The sequence below is a fragment of the Cyanobacterium stanieri LEGE 03274 genome, assembly GCF_015207825.1.
Classification (GTDB): domain Bacteria; phylum Cyanobacteriota; class Cyanobacteriia; order Cyanobacteriales; family Cyanobacteriaceae; genus Cyanobacterium; species Cyanobacterium stanieri_B.
This window is the reverse complement of the sequence record NZ_JADEWC010000020.1, coordinates 32,587-52,321: the sequence shown is the minus strand read 5'-3', so window position 1 is coordinate 52,321 and position 19,735 is coordinate 32,587. Positions and strand designations below refer to the sequence as shown.

Below are 19,735 nucleotides of genomic sequence, written 5' to 3'. Positions count from 1 at the left end.
TATTTATAACGAATTGTCCGAACTTGATATTAAGGAAATGAAGAGTGTGGGTGATAATAGTTTCATTATTCATTTTAAATCATTCCTCCCTGCCTAATTGTCGAGAATTAACTTAGAATCAATGTTCAGACCTTGACTTTTTTTCTTGACTAAAATAAACCTTTCCTTAGGTAAAATCATATCCCAATGTCCTTCAGCAAAAATTAATAAATTACTCATCATTATCAATCCTGTAAATAAGAATTGCCACCCCATAACATAGGGTAAAAATAAAACCGCTCCCCCATGGATAGCCGTTGCGAGGAAAAAAGCCCGTGAGCGCACCGCAAAACCAGTTATAAGATAGCCCACCGCACTAATCAAAAGCCAAAAACTACATAAATGCCCCAGTAACCAACCCCAACCAAGGGCGATCGCCACATCCGTCATCACCATACCTAAAACCATTAACCCCACCCAAGTATATAAAAGCCATGAAAGCCTTTCCATCACAGTCCAACCATAAGTTAAAGCGACCATGATTCCCGTACCAATTATCGTCAAAATAGACCATGCGATCGCCTGATCAACCCAACTAAAAGGGCAAAATTGAGCCACAAGAAAAATTAACCCAGAAATCAAACCCCACAAAACCATACTTTGATCAATACAAGTATAAACACCACATAAAGGAAGCCAAGGATAAGGATTAAATCGCCAAGGGCGCATGGCATTAAAATCATCATCCTCCCTAGATATAGGCTTTCTTTGCAAAATAGGTTGTTGTGGTTTAAAAAAAGGCATTACCGAAAAAAATAAACAGTTTTATTAATAAACTTCATAAAAGTTAATACTATTTTAACCCTTTGAGCAAAAACCATTACAGGCATTTCCAGAAAAATAGCAATATCCATAAAAAATCGTATAACCTTAACAGTATAGAAGTATAAAAAATCAGTATGGTAGAGACAACAATATCCAAAAATAATCTTAAAGTAGAAGACGATCGCACCGGCATGAGTCCAGAAACCCTCAAACAGGCGTTTTTAGACAACCTCTTCTATATCCAAGGAGTCAACCAGAACAAAGCATCTAAATATGACTACTACGTAGCCCTTGCCTACACCATCAGAGATAGACTACTCCATCGTTTTCTCAAAACCCTTGAAACCTATAGAGAAAACAACAGCAAAACAGTATGTTACCTATCCGCCGAATTTCTCATGGGCAGACACCTAGGCAACAACCTAGTTAACCTAGACATTTACCATGAAGTAGAACAAGTAATCAAAGAATTAGACCTCGACTTAGAAGAATTATTAGAACAAGAACCAGATCCAGGTCTTGGTAACGGTGGTTTAGGAAGACTAGCAGCCTGTTTCCTCGACTCCCTCGCCAGTTTAGAAATACCCGCCATTGGCTACGGCATCCGCTACGAATTCGGTATTTTCCATCAACTCATTAGAGACGGTTGGCAAGCAGAAGTACCCGACAACTGGCTTAGATTTGGCAATCCTTGGGAAATTGCTCGTCCTAACGAAACCATCGAAGTTAAACTAGGAGGCTACACCCAGCCCTACTGCGACTCTAAAGGTAACTGTAGAGTATCTTGGATACCCGATCGCACCGTAGTTGCCATCCCCCACGATACCCCCGTACCCGGTTTCAAAACCAACACCGTAAACCCCCTGCGCCTCTGGAAAGCTGAAGCCAGTGAAGAGTTTAACTTTGAAGCCTTCAACGCAGGAAATTATGACCGTGCCGTAGAAGAAAAAATCAACTCCGAAACCATCTCCAAAGTATTGTACCCCAACGACAATACCCCCGCAGGGAGAGAACTAAGACTAGCTCAACAATATTTCTTCGTTTCCGCCTCCCTCCAAGACTTAGTCAAACGTCATTTAGGTAGAAACCAAACCCTTGACAACTTCCATGAAAAAGTCGCCATCCAACTTAACGACACCCATCCTGCCGTGGCCGTAGCCGAATTGATGCGCTTATTTGTGGATGAACACGCCATGGATTGGGATAAATCTTGGTATATTACCCAAAAAACCCTTGCCTACACTAACCATACTCTCTTGCCCGAAGCATTGGAAAAATGGTCAGTAAGCCTATTCAAAAAACTTTTACCCCGTCACCTAGAAATCATCTTTGAAATTAACCATCGTTTCCTTGAAGATGTGCGCACATGGTATCCCGACAATGAGGAATTACTAGAACAAGTATCCCTCATCGAAGAAGGTTCAGAACAAAAAGTACGTATGGCACACCTTGCCTGTGTGGGTAGCCATGCCATTAATGGGGTTGCCGCCCTCCATACCGAGTTATTACAAAAAGAAACCCTGCGCGCCTTTGCCTTCCTCTGGCCCGAGAAATTCTACAACAAAACCAATGGAGTAACTCCCCGTCGTTGGATTTTACTCAGTAACCCCGAACTTTCTAAGTTAATTACCGAAAAAGTCGGTGATGGTTGGTTAAAAGACTTAACCATGATGCAAGGTTTAGAAAAGTATGTGGATGATAAAGATTTTTGCGATCGCTGGCGCTCCATCAAAAGAGTCAATAAACAAAGATTAGCAGAATATATCTTCAGAAAGCAGGGCATCGAAATTAACGTTGATTCCATTTTTGATGTACAAGTAAAACGTATCCATGAATATAAACGCCAACATTTAGCGGTGTTAAATATCATCGCCCTATACAACAAAATTAAAGAAAATCCCGATGTGGAAGTTGTACCCCGTACCTTTATTTTTGGTGGTAAAGCCGCACCCGGTTACTTCATGGCTAAACTCGTCATCAAGTTAATTAACAGCGTAGCAGATGTCGTCAATAAAGATCCCGATGTGCGGGGTAGAATTAAGGTGGTATTTTTACCTAACTTTAACGTTTCCCTCGGACAAAGGATTTACCCTGCCGCCGATTTATCTGAACAAATTTCCACCGCAGGAAAAGAGGCTTCCGGTACTGGTAATATGAAATTTGCCATGAATGGCTCTTTAACCATTGGTACTTTAGATGGTGCTAACATTGAAATCCGTCAGGAAGCAGGGGCAGAAAATTTCTTCTTGTTTGGTTTGACTGCTGAGGAAGTGTCTGAGTATAAAGCAAATGGTTATAATCCCATGGATTATTATGAGGAAAATCCTGAGTTAGCCCAAGTGGTTAATCGTATTCGGGATGGTTATTTTAGCCATGGTAATCGTGACTTGTTTAAGCCTATTGTCGATTATTTACTTTATAATGATCAATATATGCTCATGGCTGATTTTGCTGCCTATGTGGATTGTCAAAATAAGGTTGCTGAGGCTTATAAGGATCAAGAAAAATGGACAAGAATGTCTATCCTTAACAGCGCCCGTATGGCTAAGTTTTCGAGCGATCGCACCATCAGGGAATATTGTAAAGAAATCTGGGATGTGGATGCGGTTAATGTAGAATTAAAATAGTTTTTTTAATGGAAGATAATAAGTGATTATAGTTAACAATATCAAAATTACTCTTAATTACTTATTATCTAGGTATTTTTCAGTTATTCAAATCCCCTTGGCTAAGGCTAGGGGGTTTTTGTTGGCAATTTTTCTAATAAAATTTGTGATAGGATTAAGTTCATAAAATTTATCACAAAAAATGTAATAATAAACTAATTAATAAAAATATATTTTAGTTTAATTAATCGAACGATAAACTGTTATTGTAATTCATTGCAAGACGAGTAATGATCAACTTTTCACATTGGATTTGTTATGATGAATAAGTTGTATCTCTTAAATTTACCTTTAGTTAAATAAACTATTTCCCAAATTAATTTAATAATTATTTATAAAAAATTAATTGTCAATTATCCATTGTTCATTGTCAATTTTTCCCCATGGCACAGGTATATAAAAGCCCCACTAAATTAATTATTTTTAACCATAAAATTATTATTACTCTTTTGTCTTTAGTGATGATTGGATGGTTGAGCATTATCGGAATAAGTCGTTTAGGAGTGGAGATTCTTTGGTTTGATAAGTTAGGTTATTTAGAAACTTTTTGGACTCAATTTAAAACTAAACTATTATTAGGACTAGGAACTTTTTCTATTTCTTTATTCTTCCTTTTAACTAATATTGTAATTACTAATAAACAAGTAGATCATCAACAATTATATAAGCGACATAAGTTAGAAAAATTTGCTCCCCAATCTTCTCCTTTAGGCTTAAAATCTCTGTTGTTTTTGTTGATTATGTTTAGTTTAGCGGTGGGTTTAAGTATCATTTTTTATACTCAAACAGCTAACCAAGCATGGATGTTAAGTATTAATTTACCCAATGTACAACCACGGCTAGAGTCTCCTTTTCGTCTAGGGGCGATCGCCCATCTCCTTGGCAATATATCCACCACCATTTGGCAAGGTATGATAGTTCTTACTATCGTTATTTTATTATTAACTAAAACAAGATTTTGGTTGACTTTTACTGCTTTTTATGCTAGTGTGATTTTCGCTCTAATTAACTCTGGTTATTGGATTAAATTTTTGCAGTTTTTCAATAGCGTGGATTTTGGTAAAACTGAGCCATTATTTAATCATGAAATTAGTTTTTATATTTTTAAATTACCCTTTATACAGATTATAGATATTTGGATACAAGGACTATTTTTTTATAGTATTAGTGCTAGTTTAATCATTTACTTAATCAGTAATCGCAGTATCAGCGAGGGAGAATTTAAAGGACTATCCCGTTATCAACTAAGGCATATATATATATTATTGAGCGGTTTAATGTTCACCATTGCGATTATTCATTGGTTAAATCGTTATGGGTTGGTATTTTCCAAGAGGGGGGTAGTTTACGGTGCAGGTTATACCGACATCAATATCAATTTACCCTTAGAAACCACAGGGGCAATCATAGCTCTAGGTATTGGCATTTGGTTGTTAATAAAATCTGTCACGGGTTATGGCAAAGAGAATAAAAATAAAAAAGGCTTACCCTTTTCCTTATTACCCTTTATCTGTTACGTTGTTTTTTATGGTGGAGGCTTGGGAGTTGCTGAAATTTTCCAAAATACCATCGTACAACCCAACGAGTTTGACTTAGAACAAACTTACATCGAGAGAAATATTCAACAAACAAGAGCGGCTTTTAATTTAGATGAAATTGATGTTAGAACATTTAACCCCGATGGCTCTCTTACCCTAGAAGATATTCAGGAAAATAACCTTACCATTGATAATATACGCTTATGGGATAGCCGTCCCATTCTCGAAGCTAATCGACAATTACAACAAATTAGACCTTACTATGTTTTTCCTGATGCAGATATTGATCGCTACAATATCAAAAATGACCAAGGAAACAGCGATTATACTCAAGTAATTGTTGCCCCTAGGGAATTAGATTATGAATTAGTACCCGAACAGGCGAAAACTTGGGTAAACGAGCATTTAACCTATACCCATGGTTATGGTTTTACCATGTCTCCCGTCAATAGGGTACAACAGGGGGGCTTACCATTCTATTTTATCAGTGATATTGGTTCAGAATTAGACCCAGGAGAATTAAGGGTTTCTTCCCCTGCCATTCGTGAGAGTTTGCCGGTGGTGCGTCCTCGTATTTATTTTGGGGAATTAACTAATACTTATGTGATGACTAACACGAAATTTCCTGAGTTTGATTTTCCTAGCGCCGAGGAGAATTTTAGTACAACCTATGGGGGTTTAGCTGGGATTAATATTGCTAACCCTTGGAATAAATTTGCTTTTGCGGTTCATTTGCGGGATTGGCGGATGTTACTCACCGATAATTTTACCCCTGAGAGTCGTATTTTATTTCGTCGTAATATTAATGAACGAATAAAGGCGATCGCCCCTTTCCTTTACTATGATCGAGATCCTTATTTAGTGGTAGCAGACGGGCAACCCGACGACTCCAACCACCTCTATTGGCTCATTGATGCCTATACCATCTCTAACTACTACCCCTATTCAGATCCTGGAGAAAATCAATTTAACTACATTCGTAACTCAGTAAAAGTCTTAGTGGATGCCTATAACGGACGAACTACTTTTTATATTAGTGAAGAAAAAGATCCCCTCATTCGTTCTTGGAAAAAAATATTTCCTGAGTTATTCCAACCCTTAGAAAATATGCCCTCGGACTTAATCGAACATATCCGCTACCCCATCGATTTATTTAGTACCCAATCCGAAAGACTACTCACTTACCATGTGCAAAATACCCAAGTATTTTATAACAGAGAAGACCAATGGCAAATACCCGAGGAAATTTATGGCGATGAGGCATTATCCATTAATCCCTATTATTTGATCATGAAATTACCCATTGCCGATCAAGAAGAATTTATATTATTACATCCCTACACCCCCATATCTCGTCCTAACCTCATTGCATGGTTAGCCGCCAGGAGTGACGGAGAAAACTATGGTAAATTACTGCTATATCAATTCCCGAAACAAGAGTTAGTATTTGGCCCAGATCAAATTGAGGCTTTAATAAACCAAGATCCCCTAATTTCAGGGCAAATCTCCCTCTGGAATCGTCAGGGTTCAAAGGCTATCCAGGGTAATTTATTAGTAATTCCCATCGAACAATCTTTATTATATGTTGAACCCGTTTACCTAGAAGCAGACCAAAATAGTATTCCTGCTCTGACTAGGGTAATTGTGGTCTATGATAATCGCATTGTCATGGCAAATAGTCTCCAAGAGGCGATCGATGGTGTTTTTGCCTCTCCTGAAGACACTTCCCCATCAACCATTATCAGACCTTTACGGGAATTGGGCATAGAATAATTATCCCGAAAGTTATTGTTAGGTTTTAGGTGACTGGTTGCAGGTTACAGGTTTAATATCAAGTTCTTTTAATTCGTTATGAATAGATTATATCTTCACCCACCGTGTAATGAATTACACGGCTAATGGTAGTTCGTTCAATAAATTGAACTATGTTGGTGAATTAAGGCATGATTTTTAGTTTAACCTGAGTTCGGGATAAGAGTTGTTTTATATGGTAGGGGACGTACCATGGTACGTCCGTACAGGCTTTTGGTTGCAGGTAGGTCATAGTTTGTTAATTATTCATTGTCCATGGTGAATTCTTCATACCCTTAAAAAGCTAAAAATGTTATTCCTAACTCTAGTTAACATATAGTTTTTGTAAACTTCTTAACCTGACACCTGATACCCGATACCTGACACCTTTTTTACAAGACTATAAATTTTATCCCAAACCCAAATTAAATACCAATGCCAAACCGAATGGCTAAACTAGGAGTAATGGGAATCAGGGTAATTAAAGCCACAAAAATGAGTAATAAACCCCAACCGGCTCGAGTGTCATCGGGTTCGGTTAATTCATTTAAACTTGGACGCTCTAAATCTCTTTGTAAAAATAAAATAATAATTGCCCAATAAAAAGGTAAAGAATTAACCGTATTGAATAAACTAACAATACCTAGGACAATTAAGGTGATGATGGTGGCTCGTCGAGCGATTTTACGACCATAGATAGCTTGAACAATTCTACCTCCGTCTAATTGCCCCGCAGGTAAACAATTAAGAGCAGTAATAACTAATCCTAACCAACCTAAAATCATCAGAGGATGAATGCCTATGGTTTGATTGGATAAGCTAGAGCCAAGAATTAATTTTGCTAAACCACCCACTAAAATTGAACCCTGAAAAAAGAGGGTGGGAATTTCTAGGGCATTGTTTCCCCCCGACATAATTAAGCCAAGGAAAAGCATGACTAATGATAATGCACCCCCTAGGGCAGGCCCGGCAAAGGCGATGTCAAATAAGACACTACGGTTAGGAATTAAGCTCTCAAAGCGAGTGATAGCCCCAAAAGTCCCTATCTGAATGTTAGGTAATAGGAAGGGTAAACTGATTTTAATGTTATGTTTTTCTGCCATGATGCGATGTCCCATTTCATGGACGAAAAGAATTAACCACAGTCCAAGGGTAAGGGGCAGGGATTCTGGATAGCGATTCCAATTATCGATTAAGTCAAATCCTAATAGGATACTGATGGCTTCAATGGAAGTGAAGGCGGTGGCTACTAATAGCACTAAGGCAAGGTTTTTTTGTACGAGGGTAAGGGGTTTGGGATCGTTACTACTGGGTAAAATTATGACTACGGGTTTGCCGTCGGGGGTTTCTACTAAAAAGAGGCGATATTTTTCTCCTAGTTTTTCGGTTAATTTTTGGGTTAGTCTTTCATGGGCAATGTCGGCTTCGGTTCGTAGATTACCTTTGAATATAGCCCCTTCTTGATAGGGAATGGTTTCGGTGCTAAAAAAGGTATCGATGCTGAATATGCCTTTTATTATTTTAATGTCTTCTTCGTCGATGGGGGTGAAGTTTGGTTCTGGAACTTGATTACGGAATGATGAGTTATTGTTGTCGGTAACTAGGGGTTTTTCTGGGTTGTTGTTTTCTTTTTCTGTGTTTTCTTTTTCTGTTTTTAAGATTATGTTATTGAAGTTGATGGAGTTAATGTTTTGTTCGAGGGCTTTTTTTCTGATTTGTTTGCCTAGATAGATATATAGTGCGGCAGATAGTATTAGTAGTAGGGTAATGCCGATGAGGTTGATATAAATTCCTGTGGCTAGAAAAATGAAGAATAGTAGCCAAGGAGTCATTAATGAGACGGATTGTAACCATGCAAGGATTCCTATTTCTCCCAATTGTTTGCCTCGATTGTAACCCCAAGCTAGGATTATAAGGGCGATCGCACCTATGGCGAAAATAAAAAAGTTTTCGGGTAAATCTAACATTATGGATAAATTATCTTTAATTGTGAGCAAATGATTCCTGTTATATTGTTACCAAAAAAGAATTGTTCAGCAGAAGGTAGAGAGCAAAGGGCAATAGTTTTTTGATTTGGATTTATGATCATCTTAAATAATTGTCAATTGTCCATGGTTCATTGTCAATTCTTTGCCTCTGATTTCCCTCACGCAAGACTAAAGATTTTTGTATCGAAATCAAGTTATGTAACCTCAATTCGGGATAACGGGTTATGAGTAGCACAAGTTTTGCAGTGTAAGTTAGAGGTGTGATGTTGCTTAATTACAATGTGATACCAAATCCGATTTTTAAGGTTTACTATTATCCACCGTGTAACAATTGATAATAAATAATTATTATCTTTTATCTGTTGCCTGTTCCCCACTCTAATTAGTATATTATTGAAACAGGATTTAGTATGAAATATATTTTGACTACCAAAACTATTGATTAGTAAAAATATTACCACCATTGCCCATTGCCTGTTGCCCATTCCCTTAAATTTATGTCACAAGGAAAATTACAACAACTATGGTTAGGGTTACTCCTATTTTTTTTAATGCCCCCACTAAAGGCGATCGCCTCGGAACGGGTCACCATTCGCTATCATAATCATAGGATGTCCATGACCGTTGCTGAACTCTCAGAATTCGGACGTAGTGGACAAATGTCAAGCTCTATCCAGAGATATTTTAGAGCCACCGAGCAAAACCCCCAACGAATGCAATGGGCATTAACCAAAGAAATTCCCATCAACCCCATCACCCTGTCTCGCACCCTCAATAGCCCCCTAGGCTTAATCTTTTTAAATCCCCTCGGAGAAATTATTACCACCCCTTCTAATCGAGCTAACATCGAAGCCCTACGGGGTGCTTTAGTCACTTCCGCCCTAGATGATAACAAAATTAGTTTAATGGAAATTGTCGAAAATTATCCCACCGACGAAGTGCAAATACATGGCGATCGCATCTTAGAAACCTATAAAACCATGGCGAAAATTATCAATCCCATTAAATTCTTTTAAGCATAATCAATCACCGTTGATGATAATATAAAATATTAACTACAAAAATCTATTTAGTAAGGAAAATTTATAAATGGAAGCAACTATGTTACTAGCCCAACTACCAGAGGCTTACGCAATGTTCAAACCCTTAGTAGATGTTTTACCCGTAATTCCCCTATTTTTCCTCTTGTTAGCGTTTGTATGGCAAGCGGCAGTAGGTTTTAGATAAACTCAATTATTTCAAACAAGGGCTTGAGCACCAAGCCCTACAATTTTTTAACATCAAAAAAGCAAAATAAATCATTTATTTTAGGGATAATGATGAATTGCTGACCAAAAAATTGTAAACTAAAAAACGGTTAACCCGTCAAAGTTATATTTTACCTTGAAACTCTCAAGAAAAAGTAACAGGCGGACTAAAATAATAAAATAGATATTAAATATGAACTCAGAAATATTTGAAAAAGTAAAAGAAATCGTAGTAGAACAATTAGACGTAGATGCAGCAGATGTCACCCCCGAAGCAAATTTTGCTAACGACTTAGACGCTGATTCTTTAGACGTTGTAGAATTAGTCATGGCCTTAGAAGAAGCCTTCGAGATCGAAATCTCCGACGAAGAAGCCGAGAAAATTTTAACCGTAGGAGCAGCGGTAGAACATATCCAAGCTAAAACCAAAGCGACTGCTTAAAAAGTATATCGCCATTAATAACCATAAGAGCGTAAAGGTTAAGTTACAGAAATTTTATTTTCTTTTCTGTGGGCTTAACTTACTCGCTTTTTAAATAAAATTTTATTCTTGGAAAAATCTGCTCACCTCAGCAGATAATTTTGTTTTATATGTAAAAAATTATGAGTAATCAACAACTAAAAAGAGTTGTCGTCACTGGTTTAGGGGCTATTACTCCCATCGGCAATAACATTGAAGAATATTGGCAAGGTTTAACTCAAGGACGTAATGGCATCGGTTTAATTACCCTTTTTGATACCACCAATCATGCTTGTAAAATTGCTGGAGAAGTGAAAGGATTTGAGCCCCTTGATTTCATGGACAAAAAAGAGGCTAAACGCATGGCTAGATTTTCTCAATTTGCCGTAGCTACCAGTAAAATGGCGCTAGAGGATGCTCAACTGACCATTGATGATAGTAACGCCCATGACATCGGCATCGTAATCGGTACGGGGGTAGGGGGTTTAAAGGTAATGGAAGATCAACAGGAAATATTACTTAGTAAAGGGCCAGGGAGGGTTTCTCCTTTCCTCGTACCTACCATGATTGCCAATATGGCCGCAGGTTTAACGGCTATCCATGTGGGAGCTAAAGGCCCTAATTCGTGTCCTGTAACGGCCTGTGCGGCGGGTTCTAATGCCATTGGTGATGCTTTTCGTCTCGTGCGCTCTGGCTATGCTAAGGCGATGATTTGTGGGGGAACTGAAGCGGCGGTAACTCCTTTGGCGATGGCTGGTTTTGCTTCGGCAAAGGCCATGTCCACTCGCAATGATAATCCTGAGATTGCTAGTCGTCCTTTTGATCAAGATAGGGATGGTTTTGTTATGGGTGAGGGTTGTGGTATTCTCATCCTTGAAGAAAGGGAACACGCTTTGGCCAGGGGAGCTAAAATTTACGCCGAAATGGTGGGTTATGGGATGACCTGTGATGCCTATCATATGACTGCCCCTGTACCCGAGGGATTGGGGGCTACAAGGGCGATCGAATTAGCCCTTAAGGATGGGGGCTTGTCTCCCGATGAAGTGAGTTATATTAACGCCCACGGAACGAGTACCCCTGCCAACGATTCCACGGAAACCAAAGCCATTAAAAATGCTCTGGGAGATAATGCCCGTCAAGTTTTGGTTAGTTCTACTAAGTCCATGACAGGTCATCTTTTGGGTGGTTCTGGTGGCATTGAGGCTGTGGCAACGGTAATGGCGATCGCCCATGACCAAGTACCTCCTACCATCAACCTCACCAATCCAGATCCCGATTGTGACCTCGACTACATCGCCCATAACAGCCGTAAAGTAACCGTTGAGGTAGCCTTATCCAACTCCTTCGGTTTTGGCGGTCATAACGTTACCCTAGCCTTCCGTAAATATCGATAATTAATAGGGTGGGCATTGCCCACCACTGGAATTTTACCCCTAACCAGATATTTCCACAATCACAGGGGCATGATCACTAGGTTTTACTAACTTTCTGGGTTCAATGTCTATGACACAATCCATCGCCCGAGGTAAAAGAGATGGACTTAGATAGATATGGTCAATTCTCCAGCCTCGGTTTTTGGCAAAACCTCCTTGACGATAATCCCACCAACTATAATGCCCTTCTTCTGGGTAAAACTTACGGAAAACATCTTCTAAACCCAAATCTATTACTTTTTTCAAGGCTTCCCTTTCTGTGGGAGTTGCCATGACGTGTTTTTCTCTGCCCTCTGGTTTATATATATCCTTGTCCTCGAGAGCAATATTAAAATCTCCACATACTAATAAATCAGTTTTTTGGGGATCAATGGTCTTTAAATACTCTTGTAAAAGCTCTAACCATTGTAATTTATATTCATATTTTTCTGAGCCTAAAGAGTTACCATTAGGCACATAAAGATTTACAATTCTAATATTATCAATTACTCCACTTATTACCCTTTTTTGTTCATCTAAATTACCGACTTTTTCTTGATTATTAAAAATTCCATTAAAACCATAATCAATAGATTCTAAAGGCTTTTTACTAAAAATGGCGACACCATTATAGGCTTTTTGTCCAAAAACATAAACTTGATAACCTAAATCAAGAAAACTTTGACGGGGAAAGTCTTGATCAATGACCTTAGTTTCTTGTAAACACAAAATATCAATATCTTGATCTCCTAACCATTGTTTTACATGGTCTTCCCTCGTACGAATAGAATTAACATTCCACGTTGCAATTTTCATTATAAATATATACTAAATCAGATTAATAAAGTGTACCACCATCCACCGTGTAATTTATTACACGGCTAACAGTCAACGTTCAATAAATTGAACTAATATTTATTTTGATTTACAGATTCTGTATGGCTATTAATTCTCCATTATCAATTCTCAATTATCCATTAATCCTCGTCTCTATTTTCCGTCAAATGATAGGGAGAAAAACTGTCATAGGTCAAATTTGATTTACGGTGTTTTTGGATGTCTTCCCGAATTTGATCTAAATCGATGTAACGATCTGCTACATTAATAAGACTATCACTAGTCATAGAACGTAAACTGACCACCTCAATCCGAGCGCCCCTATAACTAACAGCATCCACAGCATAAGCTAAATCGCCATCGCCACTGACTAAAACGGCAGTGTCATAAGAACCCACTAAGGCCATTAAATCCACGGCAATTTCAACGTCGAGGTTAGCTTTTTTTGAGCCATCGGGCAACTGTACCAAATCTTTGGCAATGACTCGATAACCGTTACGCCTCATCCATAACAAAAAGCCCTGTTGCTTCTCGTTGGTGCGATCTACTCCTGTATAGAAAAAAGCCCTAAGGAGTTTTGCCCCTGCGGTGAGACGATATAAAAGTTTGGTATAGTCAATTTCTACTCCCAGCTGTAAGGCAGCATAGAATAAGTTAGAGCCATCTATAAAAATGGCTACACGCCCCCGATTTTCCAACACTTGTTCGGGCGGAAAAACGGGATCGCTATCAAAGTTATCCCACATTTTTTTATCCTTTTTGGTGATATTAAATATAAATTAAAAAAGTTTATTAAATTGTTTTGATTAAATTTTAAATTTTTGATATATAAAATATTTTATTGGGAAGAACACTAATATTTTATCAAGATTTTCAAGGTTTTTAAACTAGGTTTATTGCCCATAAGATATTATTTGTATTTTGCTTTTATTTATGGAATTGTGAAAGTTAAAAGTTTTATTTATATGGATAATTTTATAATTTATTATGTTTGTGTTTTCACAGTTATTACCAATAATTAAGGCTTAACACATAAATATATATCTATTCCCCATAATTAGAGGAGATAAAAAATCTTGAGGATCAGTGAGGATCTCCTAGTTCGAGTTTAGCAAAAATAGGAACTGCTCGGTTTAAATCTTTATTTAAACTTAATGTTCCCCAATTAAAATGGTCTTTTAGTTCTTCGCTATTAATAGTTAAGTTTTTATTATTAAAGTCATAATTAAAACCTAATTGTTGATATATTTTACTGCTGATATTAGGAATAATGGGGGCAAGAAGAAGCCCTGATAATCGGACGGATTCGAGGACTGTATAAAGGATTTCTTGGACTTTTTGACTTTCTCCTTGTTTATGTAAGGCCCAAGGGGCGCTTTCGTCAATGTATTTATTACAAGCCCTTACTAATTCCATTATTTCTTCACAGGCTTGATGAAACTGATATTTATTATAGGCGGTGGAGGTGCGATCGCACAGGGTTTCGCCAATTTTTTTGATAGGGTTATCCTCAGAAATAATCAAACCATCATCCAAACTACCCTTACAGTATTTTTTCAACATACCCAAACTGCGATTAAGTAAATTACCCAAATCATTGGCTAAATCGGCATTAAGGGTGTTGACAAAACGAGTTTCATTAAAATCTCCATCCTTGCCAAATTCAATGGCCTTGAGGAAATAATAACGCACAGCATCAGAATCATATTTTTCCAAAAGTTCCACAGGATCTAATGTATTACCCAAACTTTTACCCATTTTTTGTCCATCTTTGGTTAAAAAACCATGGCCAAATACCTGTTTTGGCAAAGGTAAATCTGCCGACATCAACATGGCTACCCAGTAGATGGCATGAAAACGCAATATATCTTTGCCGATAAGGTGTAAGCTGTAGGGATACCATTTTTTGAGGGCGTTGGCGAGGGTAACTTCTTCTCCTTCTTCTAGCAGAGGGGTAATGTAACCCAAAAGGGCATCAAACCACACATAAATGGTATGTTCGGGATTTTCAGGAATGGGGATACCCCAATCAAGGTTTACCCGTGAGATGGAAAAATCCTGTAAGCCTCCTTTGACGAAATTTAGAACTTCATTGCGACGGCTGACAGGTTGAATAAAATCGGGGTTTTCTGCGTAAAATTTTTCTAATTTTTCTTGGTAGGCAGAAAGACGGAAAAAATAATTTTGCTCATCGCGCCATTCGGCTTTGCGGTTGGTATGGATAGGGCAACAGCCATCCTCTAGTAATTCTCTTTCTTCTTTGAATTCTTCACAGGCGACACAATACCAGCCTTGTTGTTGATCTAAATATATATCTCCTTTTTCCCATACCCGCCCTAAAAACTCCTGTACAATTTTTTCATGATTGGGGGCGGTGGTACGGCTGAAATGATCATATTGAATGTTTAATTTTTCCCATAGCTCTCTAAATGTGGCTGAAATGCGATCGCAATGGGCTTGAGGTTCGACACCATTTTCTTCGGCGGTGCGCTGGATTTTTTGACCATGTTCGTCTGTACCCGTTAATAGTAACACCTCACGACCTGCTAACCGTTGCCAACGGGCGATCGCATCGGCTGCCATGGTAGTATAGGCACTACCAATGTGAGGAAGACCATTAACATAATATAGAGGAGTAGTTAATGCAAAGGTATCTTTTGTAATAGAATTATTAACACTATTCATTGAAAAGTTAATTATTGTTGGTTTAAATAGTAGATGTTCTGTATATATTTCATATCATATAGGCGGGGAATGGGGAATAGGCAATGGGGAATGGTAACCATAAGAAGAGTATTTAAGTGCCTTTTGTGATTCAATAATACTTCATCTAATTACTAAACCACGTCCTTAATTCTAACTAAACTGGAAAAAAAAATTCATTTTCAATTGTCCATTGTCAATTTATCCACACCAAAGAACAAAATTTTCAACACCAAATCAAAAACTACCTATGGAAAATAATTGGATTCACCGTGCAGATCGTTTAAGTGCTTTACCTCCCTATGTTTTCGCCCGTTTAGATGAACTAAAAGCCAAAGCCAGAGAGCAAGGATTAGACTTGATAGACTTAGGGATGGGAAATCCTGATGGTTTTGCACCCGAACCAATTATCGAAGCCGCTAAACAAGCCCTTTCCGTTGCTCAATACCACGGTTATCCCCCCTTTGAAGGTACTGCCAACTTTAGAAATGCGATCGCCCAGTGGTACCAAAGACGCTATGACGTGGAGTTAAGCCCCGATAACGAAGCCTTACCCCTTTTGGGTTCAAAAGAAGGTTTATCCCATTTAGCCCTCGCCTACGTCAACCCAGGGGACACTGTCATCGTTCCTAGCCCCTCTTACCCTGCCCATTATCGAGGCCCGGCGATCGCAGGGGCAAACATTTACGCACCCCGCCTCAGTGCCGAAAATAATTGGTTAATTGACTTTGACACCATACCCGAAGAAGTAGCCCGAAAAACCAAAATCATTTACTTTAACTATCCCAACAACCCCACCACCGCCACCGCCCCCCGAGAATTTTATGAACAAGCGGTGGAATGGGCAAGACATTATCAAGTGATGCTCGTCCATGATTTAGCCTATGCAGAATTAGCTTTTGAAGGATACGAACCCACCAGCTTACTGGAAATCAAAGGGGCAAAAGAAATCGGCGTGGAATTTCACACCCTTTCCAAAACCTATAATATGGCAGGTTGGCGCGTGGGATTTGTGGTGGGTAACAGCGACATCATCCAAGGATTGCGCACCCTGAAAACCAACCTTGACTATGGTATTTTTAGCGTTATCCAAGCCGCAGCCCAAACCGCCCTCGAATTGCCCGATAGCTATATTCACGAAGTACAAAAAAGGTATCAAAAACGCCGTGATTTTTTCCTCGAGGGGATCAAAAAAATGGGTTGGGATGTGAAACCCTCTCAAGCAACCATGTATCTTTGGATTCCCACCCCTCGCAATTCTAACTCCACTGATTTCGCCCTCGATTTATTACAAAAAACAGGGGTGGTAGTAACTCCAGGTAACGCTTTTGGGGAAGGGGGTGAAGGTTATGTAAGAGTTAGTTTAATCGCCGATTGTGACAGACTCGGGGAAGCCTTACAACGATGGGAAAACGCAGGAATTACTTTTTAAAACCTAGATAGTAAAGTATTACCCACCGTGTAATTTATTACCAAGAATCTACTCACTTTAGGAAGTAGAGTTATCAATTAATAAGTCATTGAGTGAAGTTAGTATAGTACCAAGTCCGATCTATAAACTTAATGGATTTGGCTTAGTACTTTTAATCATGTTGAAACCGAACCTTCCTTGATTTTACAAGGGTTTTGACTTTTTCTCTGAATTGAAGGATGATACAAAATAACCTAAAACCTAAACCTTAAAACCGCTTTATCATCAAATATTTATAGTTTTTTACTAAAAATAAATAATCAAATAATTATCATTATTAATGAGTATTAATAACTACTACTAAATTAAATCAGCTTGGTGACAAATAACAGCGCATATCGCAGAAAATATAGTAATTGCGGTTGCTACTAAGGGATTTTGACCTTGACTAACGGCATAAGATGTAATAATTCCTGCACCAACAGCGGCGGTTAATCCTGCACTTAATAGATCTTTTTCTTGGGGTCTTTGCATAGTTTTTAAAAAAGTTTTTTATCATTAAGTATCTAAGATAACATCGCTTTTTCATGAATATTTTTTTTTGTCAAGAAGATTCATATTTTGCTATATTTCTTAACAAAGAATCATCAGCAAATTAATTGTTAACAATTGTTAATTAAATACATCGGGTATCAGGGTTTAATATCTGTTATTCATTGCTTCTTTTGATAATTTCTCTTTTTAATCAAACTCTAATTATTTTTCGTTAATATGTTGTTGCCTCCTCCTTTAAAAGTAAATGATCGGTTAATGGCGATCGCCCCTTGTGGTACATTAAGAGAAACAGAAAAAGAAAAATTTTTGGCAGGGCTAAAAATTTGGGAAGATAGGGGTTACCATATCGACTTAGAAAAAAACTATCAAGCCCAAGAGGGTTATTTGGCAGGAAGTGATGATATACGCAGACAAGCCCTCCATAAAGCCTGGACAAATCCAGAATATAAAGCCATCATTTGTGTCAGAGGAGGTTATGGGGGGGCTAGACTCTTGGAAAATTGGCAATGGATGCCCATGGATACTCCAAAATGGTTAATTGGTTTTTCTGATGTTACAACCCTGTTATGGAGTCTTTACCAAGAAAATATTACCGCCCTCCATGGCCCAGTGATTACCACCATGAGTCAAGAATCTCCCTCATCCCTTCATAGATTATTTGACTATTTGCAAGGGAAAAGTATCGCGCCGTTGCGGGGTAATGGATGGGGTGGAGGAAAACAGAAAGGTAAATTGTTAGTAGGTAATTTAACCGTAGCCACTAATATTTTAGCTACTCCATTATGCCCTGATTTTGATGGAGTGATTCTTGCCCTAGAGGATGTGGGGGAAGCCCCCTATCGTCTCGATAGAATGTTAACCCAGTGGCGTTTGATGGGGGTTTTGGATAAGGTAAAAGGTATTGCCCTAGGGCGTTTCAGTGGTTGTGATGTTCCTGATAATATCCCTAGTTGGACGGTAACCCAAGTTTTGAAGGAGAGATTAGGGGGATTAAATATTCCCATTGTCAGTGATTTACCTTTTGGCCATGATGGGGAAAATGCTTGTTTACCCCTCGGGCAACTGGCTTACATTGATGGGGATGAGGGAATTTTGGCGGTGGGCGATGAGCAATCGGAATAATTTTTTTTTCAGATTAGCAAATAATGTTCTTGATTTTAAATACGGGGTAATCTATGTTTAAAACCGCACAAAATTTCCCAAGAAATTGTACCAATTATATTTGCCCAATCATCTGCACTTATGGTTAAATCGCTATTTTGTCCGATTAAAGTTACTATATCTCCTACTTTAAGATCAGGGAAATCGGTAATATCTAACATGATTTGATCCATGGTAATATTGCCAATTTGTGGTATATATTTCCCCCTAATTATTACTTTCATTTTATTAGATAAAAGTCGGGGAACACCATCCGCATAACCAATGCCAATGACGGCAATGGTGGAAGGGCGATCGCACTTAAAACTATGACCATAACTAACCCCTGTACCCACGGGAACTTCTTTAATATGGGTAATGCGGGTTTTTACCGCCATAACAGGCTTAAGAGACACTTTATCTCGAAGATGGGGAGCAGGATATAACCCATACAACCCTAAACCAACCCTAACCATATCATAGTGGAACTCTTGACCCACCATTGTTCCCGCAGAATTGGCTAAATGCACCATGGGAATATGGATACCATGCGCTTTTAACTCCCTAATCGCCTCTTTAAAACGCTCATGTTGCAGATTAATCACCGTTGGATCAAGATCATCCGCCGTGGCAAGGTGAGAATAAAGGCTTTTTATGGACAAATAGGGGCAATATTTAATCTCCTTGACAAAAGTAACGGTTTCGTGCCACAGTGTTCCTAATCTGGACATGCCCGTATCAATTTTTAAATGTACCGATAAACGTTGACCTAAATCAGCAAGAGTCCGAGCAAAAATTGCCCCCTGCTCACTGTTACAAATAGTAGGCTCTAAATTCCAGCGAATAATTTCCTTGATCTCATCAGGGGTGTTGATCGCACCTAGAATCATAATAGGGGCGTTAATTCCTGCTTTTCTAAGGTCTATTCCCTCCGATAACGTTGCGATCGCCAAATAGTCAGCCCCCGAGTCTAAAACAGCTTTAGCCACAGTTATCGCCCCATGACCATAGGCATCGGCTTTGATGACGGTCATTAACTTAGTTTCCGGGGCAAGAATCCTTTTTAAAGAACTTACATTGTGGGCAAGGGCTTGATAATCAATCTCAACCCAAGCCCTTTGGGTGAGAGAATTAAAATCTTCGTTGGTCACTATTTTGATGGACTACTCCAAAAAACAATGTA

15 protein-coding genes are annotated in these 19,735 nt (G+C 38.5%); 8 read left to right on the top strand and 7 right to left on the bottom strand.

What is annotated here, in order from left to right:
• Positions 1-93: 93 nt before the first annotated feature.
• Positions 94-783 (bottom strand): hypothetical protein, encoded by a 690-nt coding sequence (locus IQ215_RS09770; protein WP_193801123.1) that lies wholly within the window; start codon positions 781-783, stop codon positions 94-96.
• A gap of 155 nt (positions 784-938) precedes the next feature.
• Between IQ215_RS09770 and IQ215_RS09765 the strand changes: the two genes are divergently transcribed.
• On the top strand, positions 939-3,431 hold the full coding sequence (locus IQ215_RS09765) for a glycogen/starch/alpha-glucan phosphorylase (RefSeq protein ID WP_193801122.1): 2,493 nt from the start codon (positions 939-941) through the stop codon (positions 3,429-3,431).
• Positions 3,432-3,853: 422 nt separating this feature from the next.
• Complete coding sequence (locus IQ215_RS09760; RefSeq protein WP_193801121.1) at positions 3,854-6,781, top strand: UPF0182 family protein; 2,928 nt, start codon at positions 3,854-3,856, stop codon at positions 6,779-6,781.
• 443 nt (positions 6,782-7,224) lie between these two features.
• Here the strand turns inward: IQ215_RS09760 and IQ215_RS09755 are convergent, their stop codons facing one another.
• Positions 7,225-8,766 (bottom strand): site-2 protease family protein, encoded by a 1,542-nt coding sequence (locus tag IQ215_RS09755; protein ID WP_193801120.1) that lies wholly within the window; start codon positions 8,764-8,766, stop codon positions 7,225-7,227.
• Positions 8,767-9,284: 518 nt separating this feature from the next.
• Here IQ215_RS09755 and IQ215_RS09750 point away from each other — a divergent pair.
• The 4 genes from IQ215_RS09750 to fabF all read left to right on the top strand — a co-directional run bounded on the left by IQ215_RS09750 (position 9,285) and on the right by fabF (position 11,888).
• Complete coding sequence (locus IQ215_RS09750) at positions 9,285-9,803, top strand: alpha/beta hydrolase (RefSeq protein ID WP_193801119.1); 519 nt, start codon at positions 9,285-9,287, stop codon at positions 9,801-9,803.
• 73 nt (positions 9,804-9,876) lie between these two features.
• Positions 9,877-10,014 (top strand): photosystem II reaction center protein K, encoded by a 138-nt coding sequence (locus IQ215_RS09745; protein WP_015221665.1) that lies wholly within the window; start codon positions 9,877-9,879, stop codon positions 10,012-10,014.
• A gap of 213 nt (positions 10,015-10,227) precedes the next feature.
• Positions 10,228-10,476 (top strand): acyl carrier protein, encoded by a 249-nt coding sequence (acpP, locus tag IQ215_RS09740; RefSeq protein WP_193801118.1) that lies wholly within the window; start codon positions 10,228-10,230, stop codon positions 10,474-10,476.
• 161 nt (positions 10,477-10,637) lie between these two features.
• Positions 10,638-11,888, top strand: coding sequence for a beta-ketoacyl-ACP synthase II (fabF, locus tag IQ215_RS09735; protein ID WP_193801117.1), 1,251 nt, complete (start codon positions 10,638-10,640; stop codon positions 11,886-11,888).
• A 39-nt stretch (positions 11,889-11,927) separates the two neighbouring features.
• Here fabF and xth read toward each other — a convergent pair whose 3' ends face one another.
• The 3 genes from xth to metG form a co-directional block, all read right to left on the bottom strand.
• A complete protein-coding gene (gene xth / locus IQ215_RS09730; protein ID WP_193801116.1) occupies positions 11,928-12,722 on the bottom strand; it encodes an exodeoxyribonuclease III in 795 nt (264 codons plus the stop codon).
• A 161-nt stretch (positions 12,723-12,883) separates the two neighbouring features.
• Positions 12,884-13,489, bottom strand: coding sequence for an NYN domain-containing protein (locus tag IQ215_RS09725; protein WP_193801115.1), 606 nt, complete (start codon positions 13,487-13,489; stop codon positions 12,884-12,886).
• 337 nt (positions 13,490-13,826) lie between these two features.
• Positions 13,827-15,428: a methionine--tRNA ligase gene (gene metG / locus IQ215_RS09720; protein ID WP_193801114.1), complete on the bottom strand. Its 1,602-nt coding sequence runs from the start codon at positions 15,426-15,428 to the stop codon at positions 13,827-13,829.
• A 268-nt stretch (positions 15,429-15,696) separates the two neighbouring features.
• On the opposite strand from metG, the gene IQ215_RS09715 reads away from it, so the two are divergent.
• Positions 15,697-16,878, top strand: coding sequence for an aspartate aminotransferase (locus tag IQ215_RS09715; RefSeq protein WP_193801113.1), 1,182 nt, complete (start codon positions 15,697-15,699; stop codon positions 16,876-16,878).
• Between the two features lie 339 nt (positions 16,879-17,217).
• Here IQ215_RS09715 and IQ215_RS09710 read toward each other — a convergent pair whose 3' ends face one another.
• Complete coding sequence (locus IQ215_RS09710) at positions 17,218-17,391, bottom strand: hypothetical protein (RefSeq protein WP_193801112.1); 174 nt, start codon at positions 17,389-17,391, stop codon at positions 17,218-17,220.
• A 237-nt stretch (positions 17,392-17,628) separates the two neighbouring features.
• Between IQ215_RS09710 and IQ215_RS09705 the strand changes: the two genes are divergently transcribed.
• A complete protein-coding gene (locus IQ215_RS09705; protein ID WP_193801111.1) occupies positions 17,629-18,534 on the top strand; it encodes a S66 peptidase family protein in 906 nt (301 codons plus the stop codon).
• Positions 18,535-18,569: 35 nt separating this feature from the next.
• On the opposite strand, the gene alr is transcribed toward IQ215_RS09705, so the two are convergent.
• Positions 18,570-19,703, bottom strand: a complete 1,134-nt coding sequence (gene alr / locus IQ215_RS09700) for an alanine racemase (protein ID WP_347239026.1) — start codon at positions 19,701-19,703, stop codon at positions 18,570-18,572.
• Positions 19,704-19,735 lie beyond the last annotated feature (32 nt).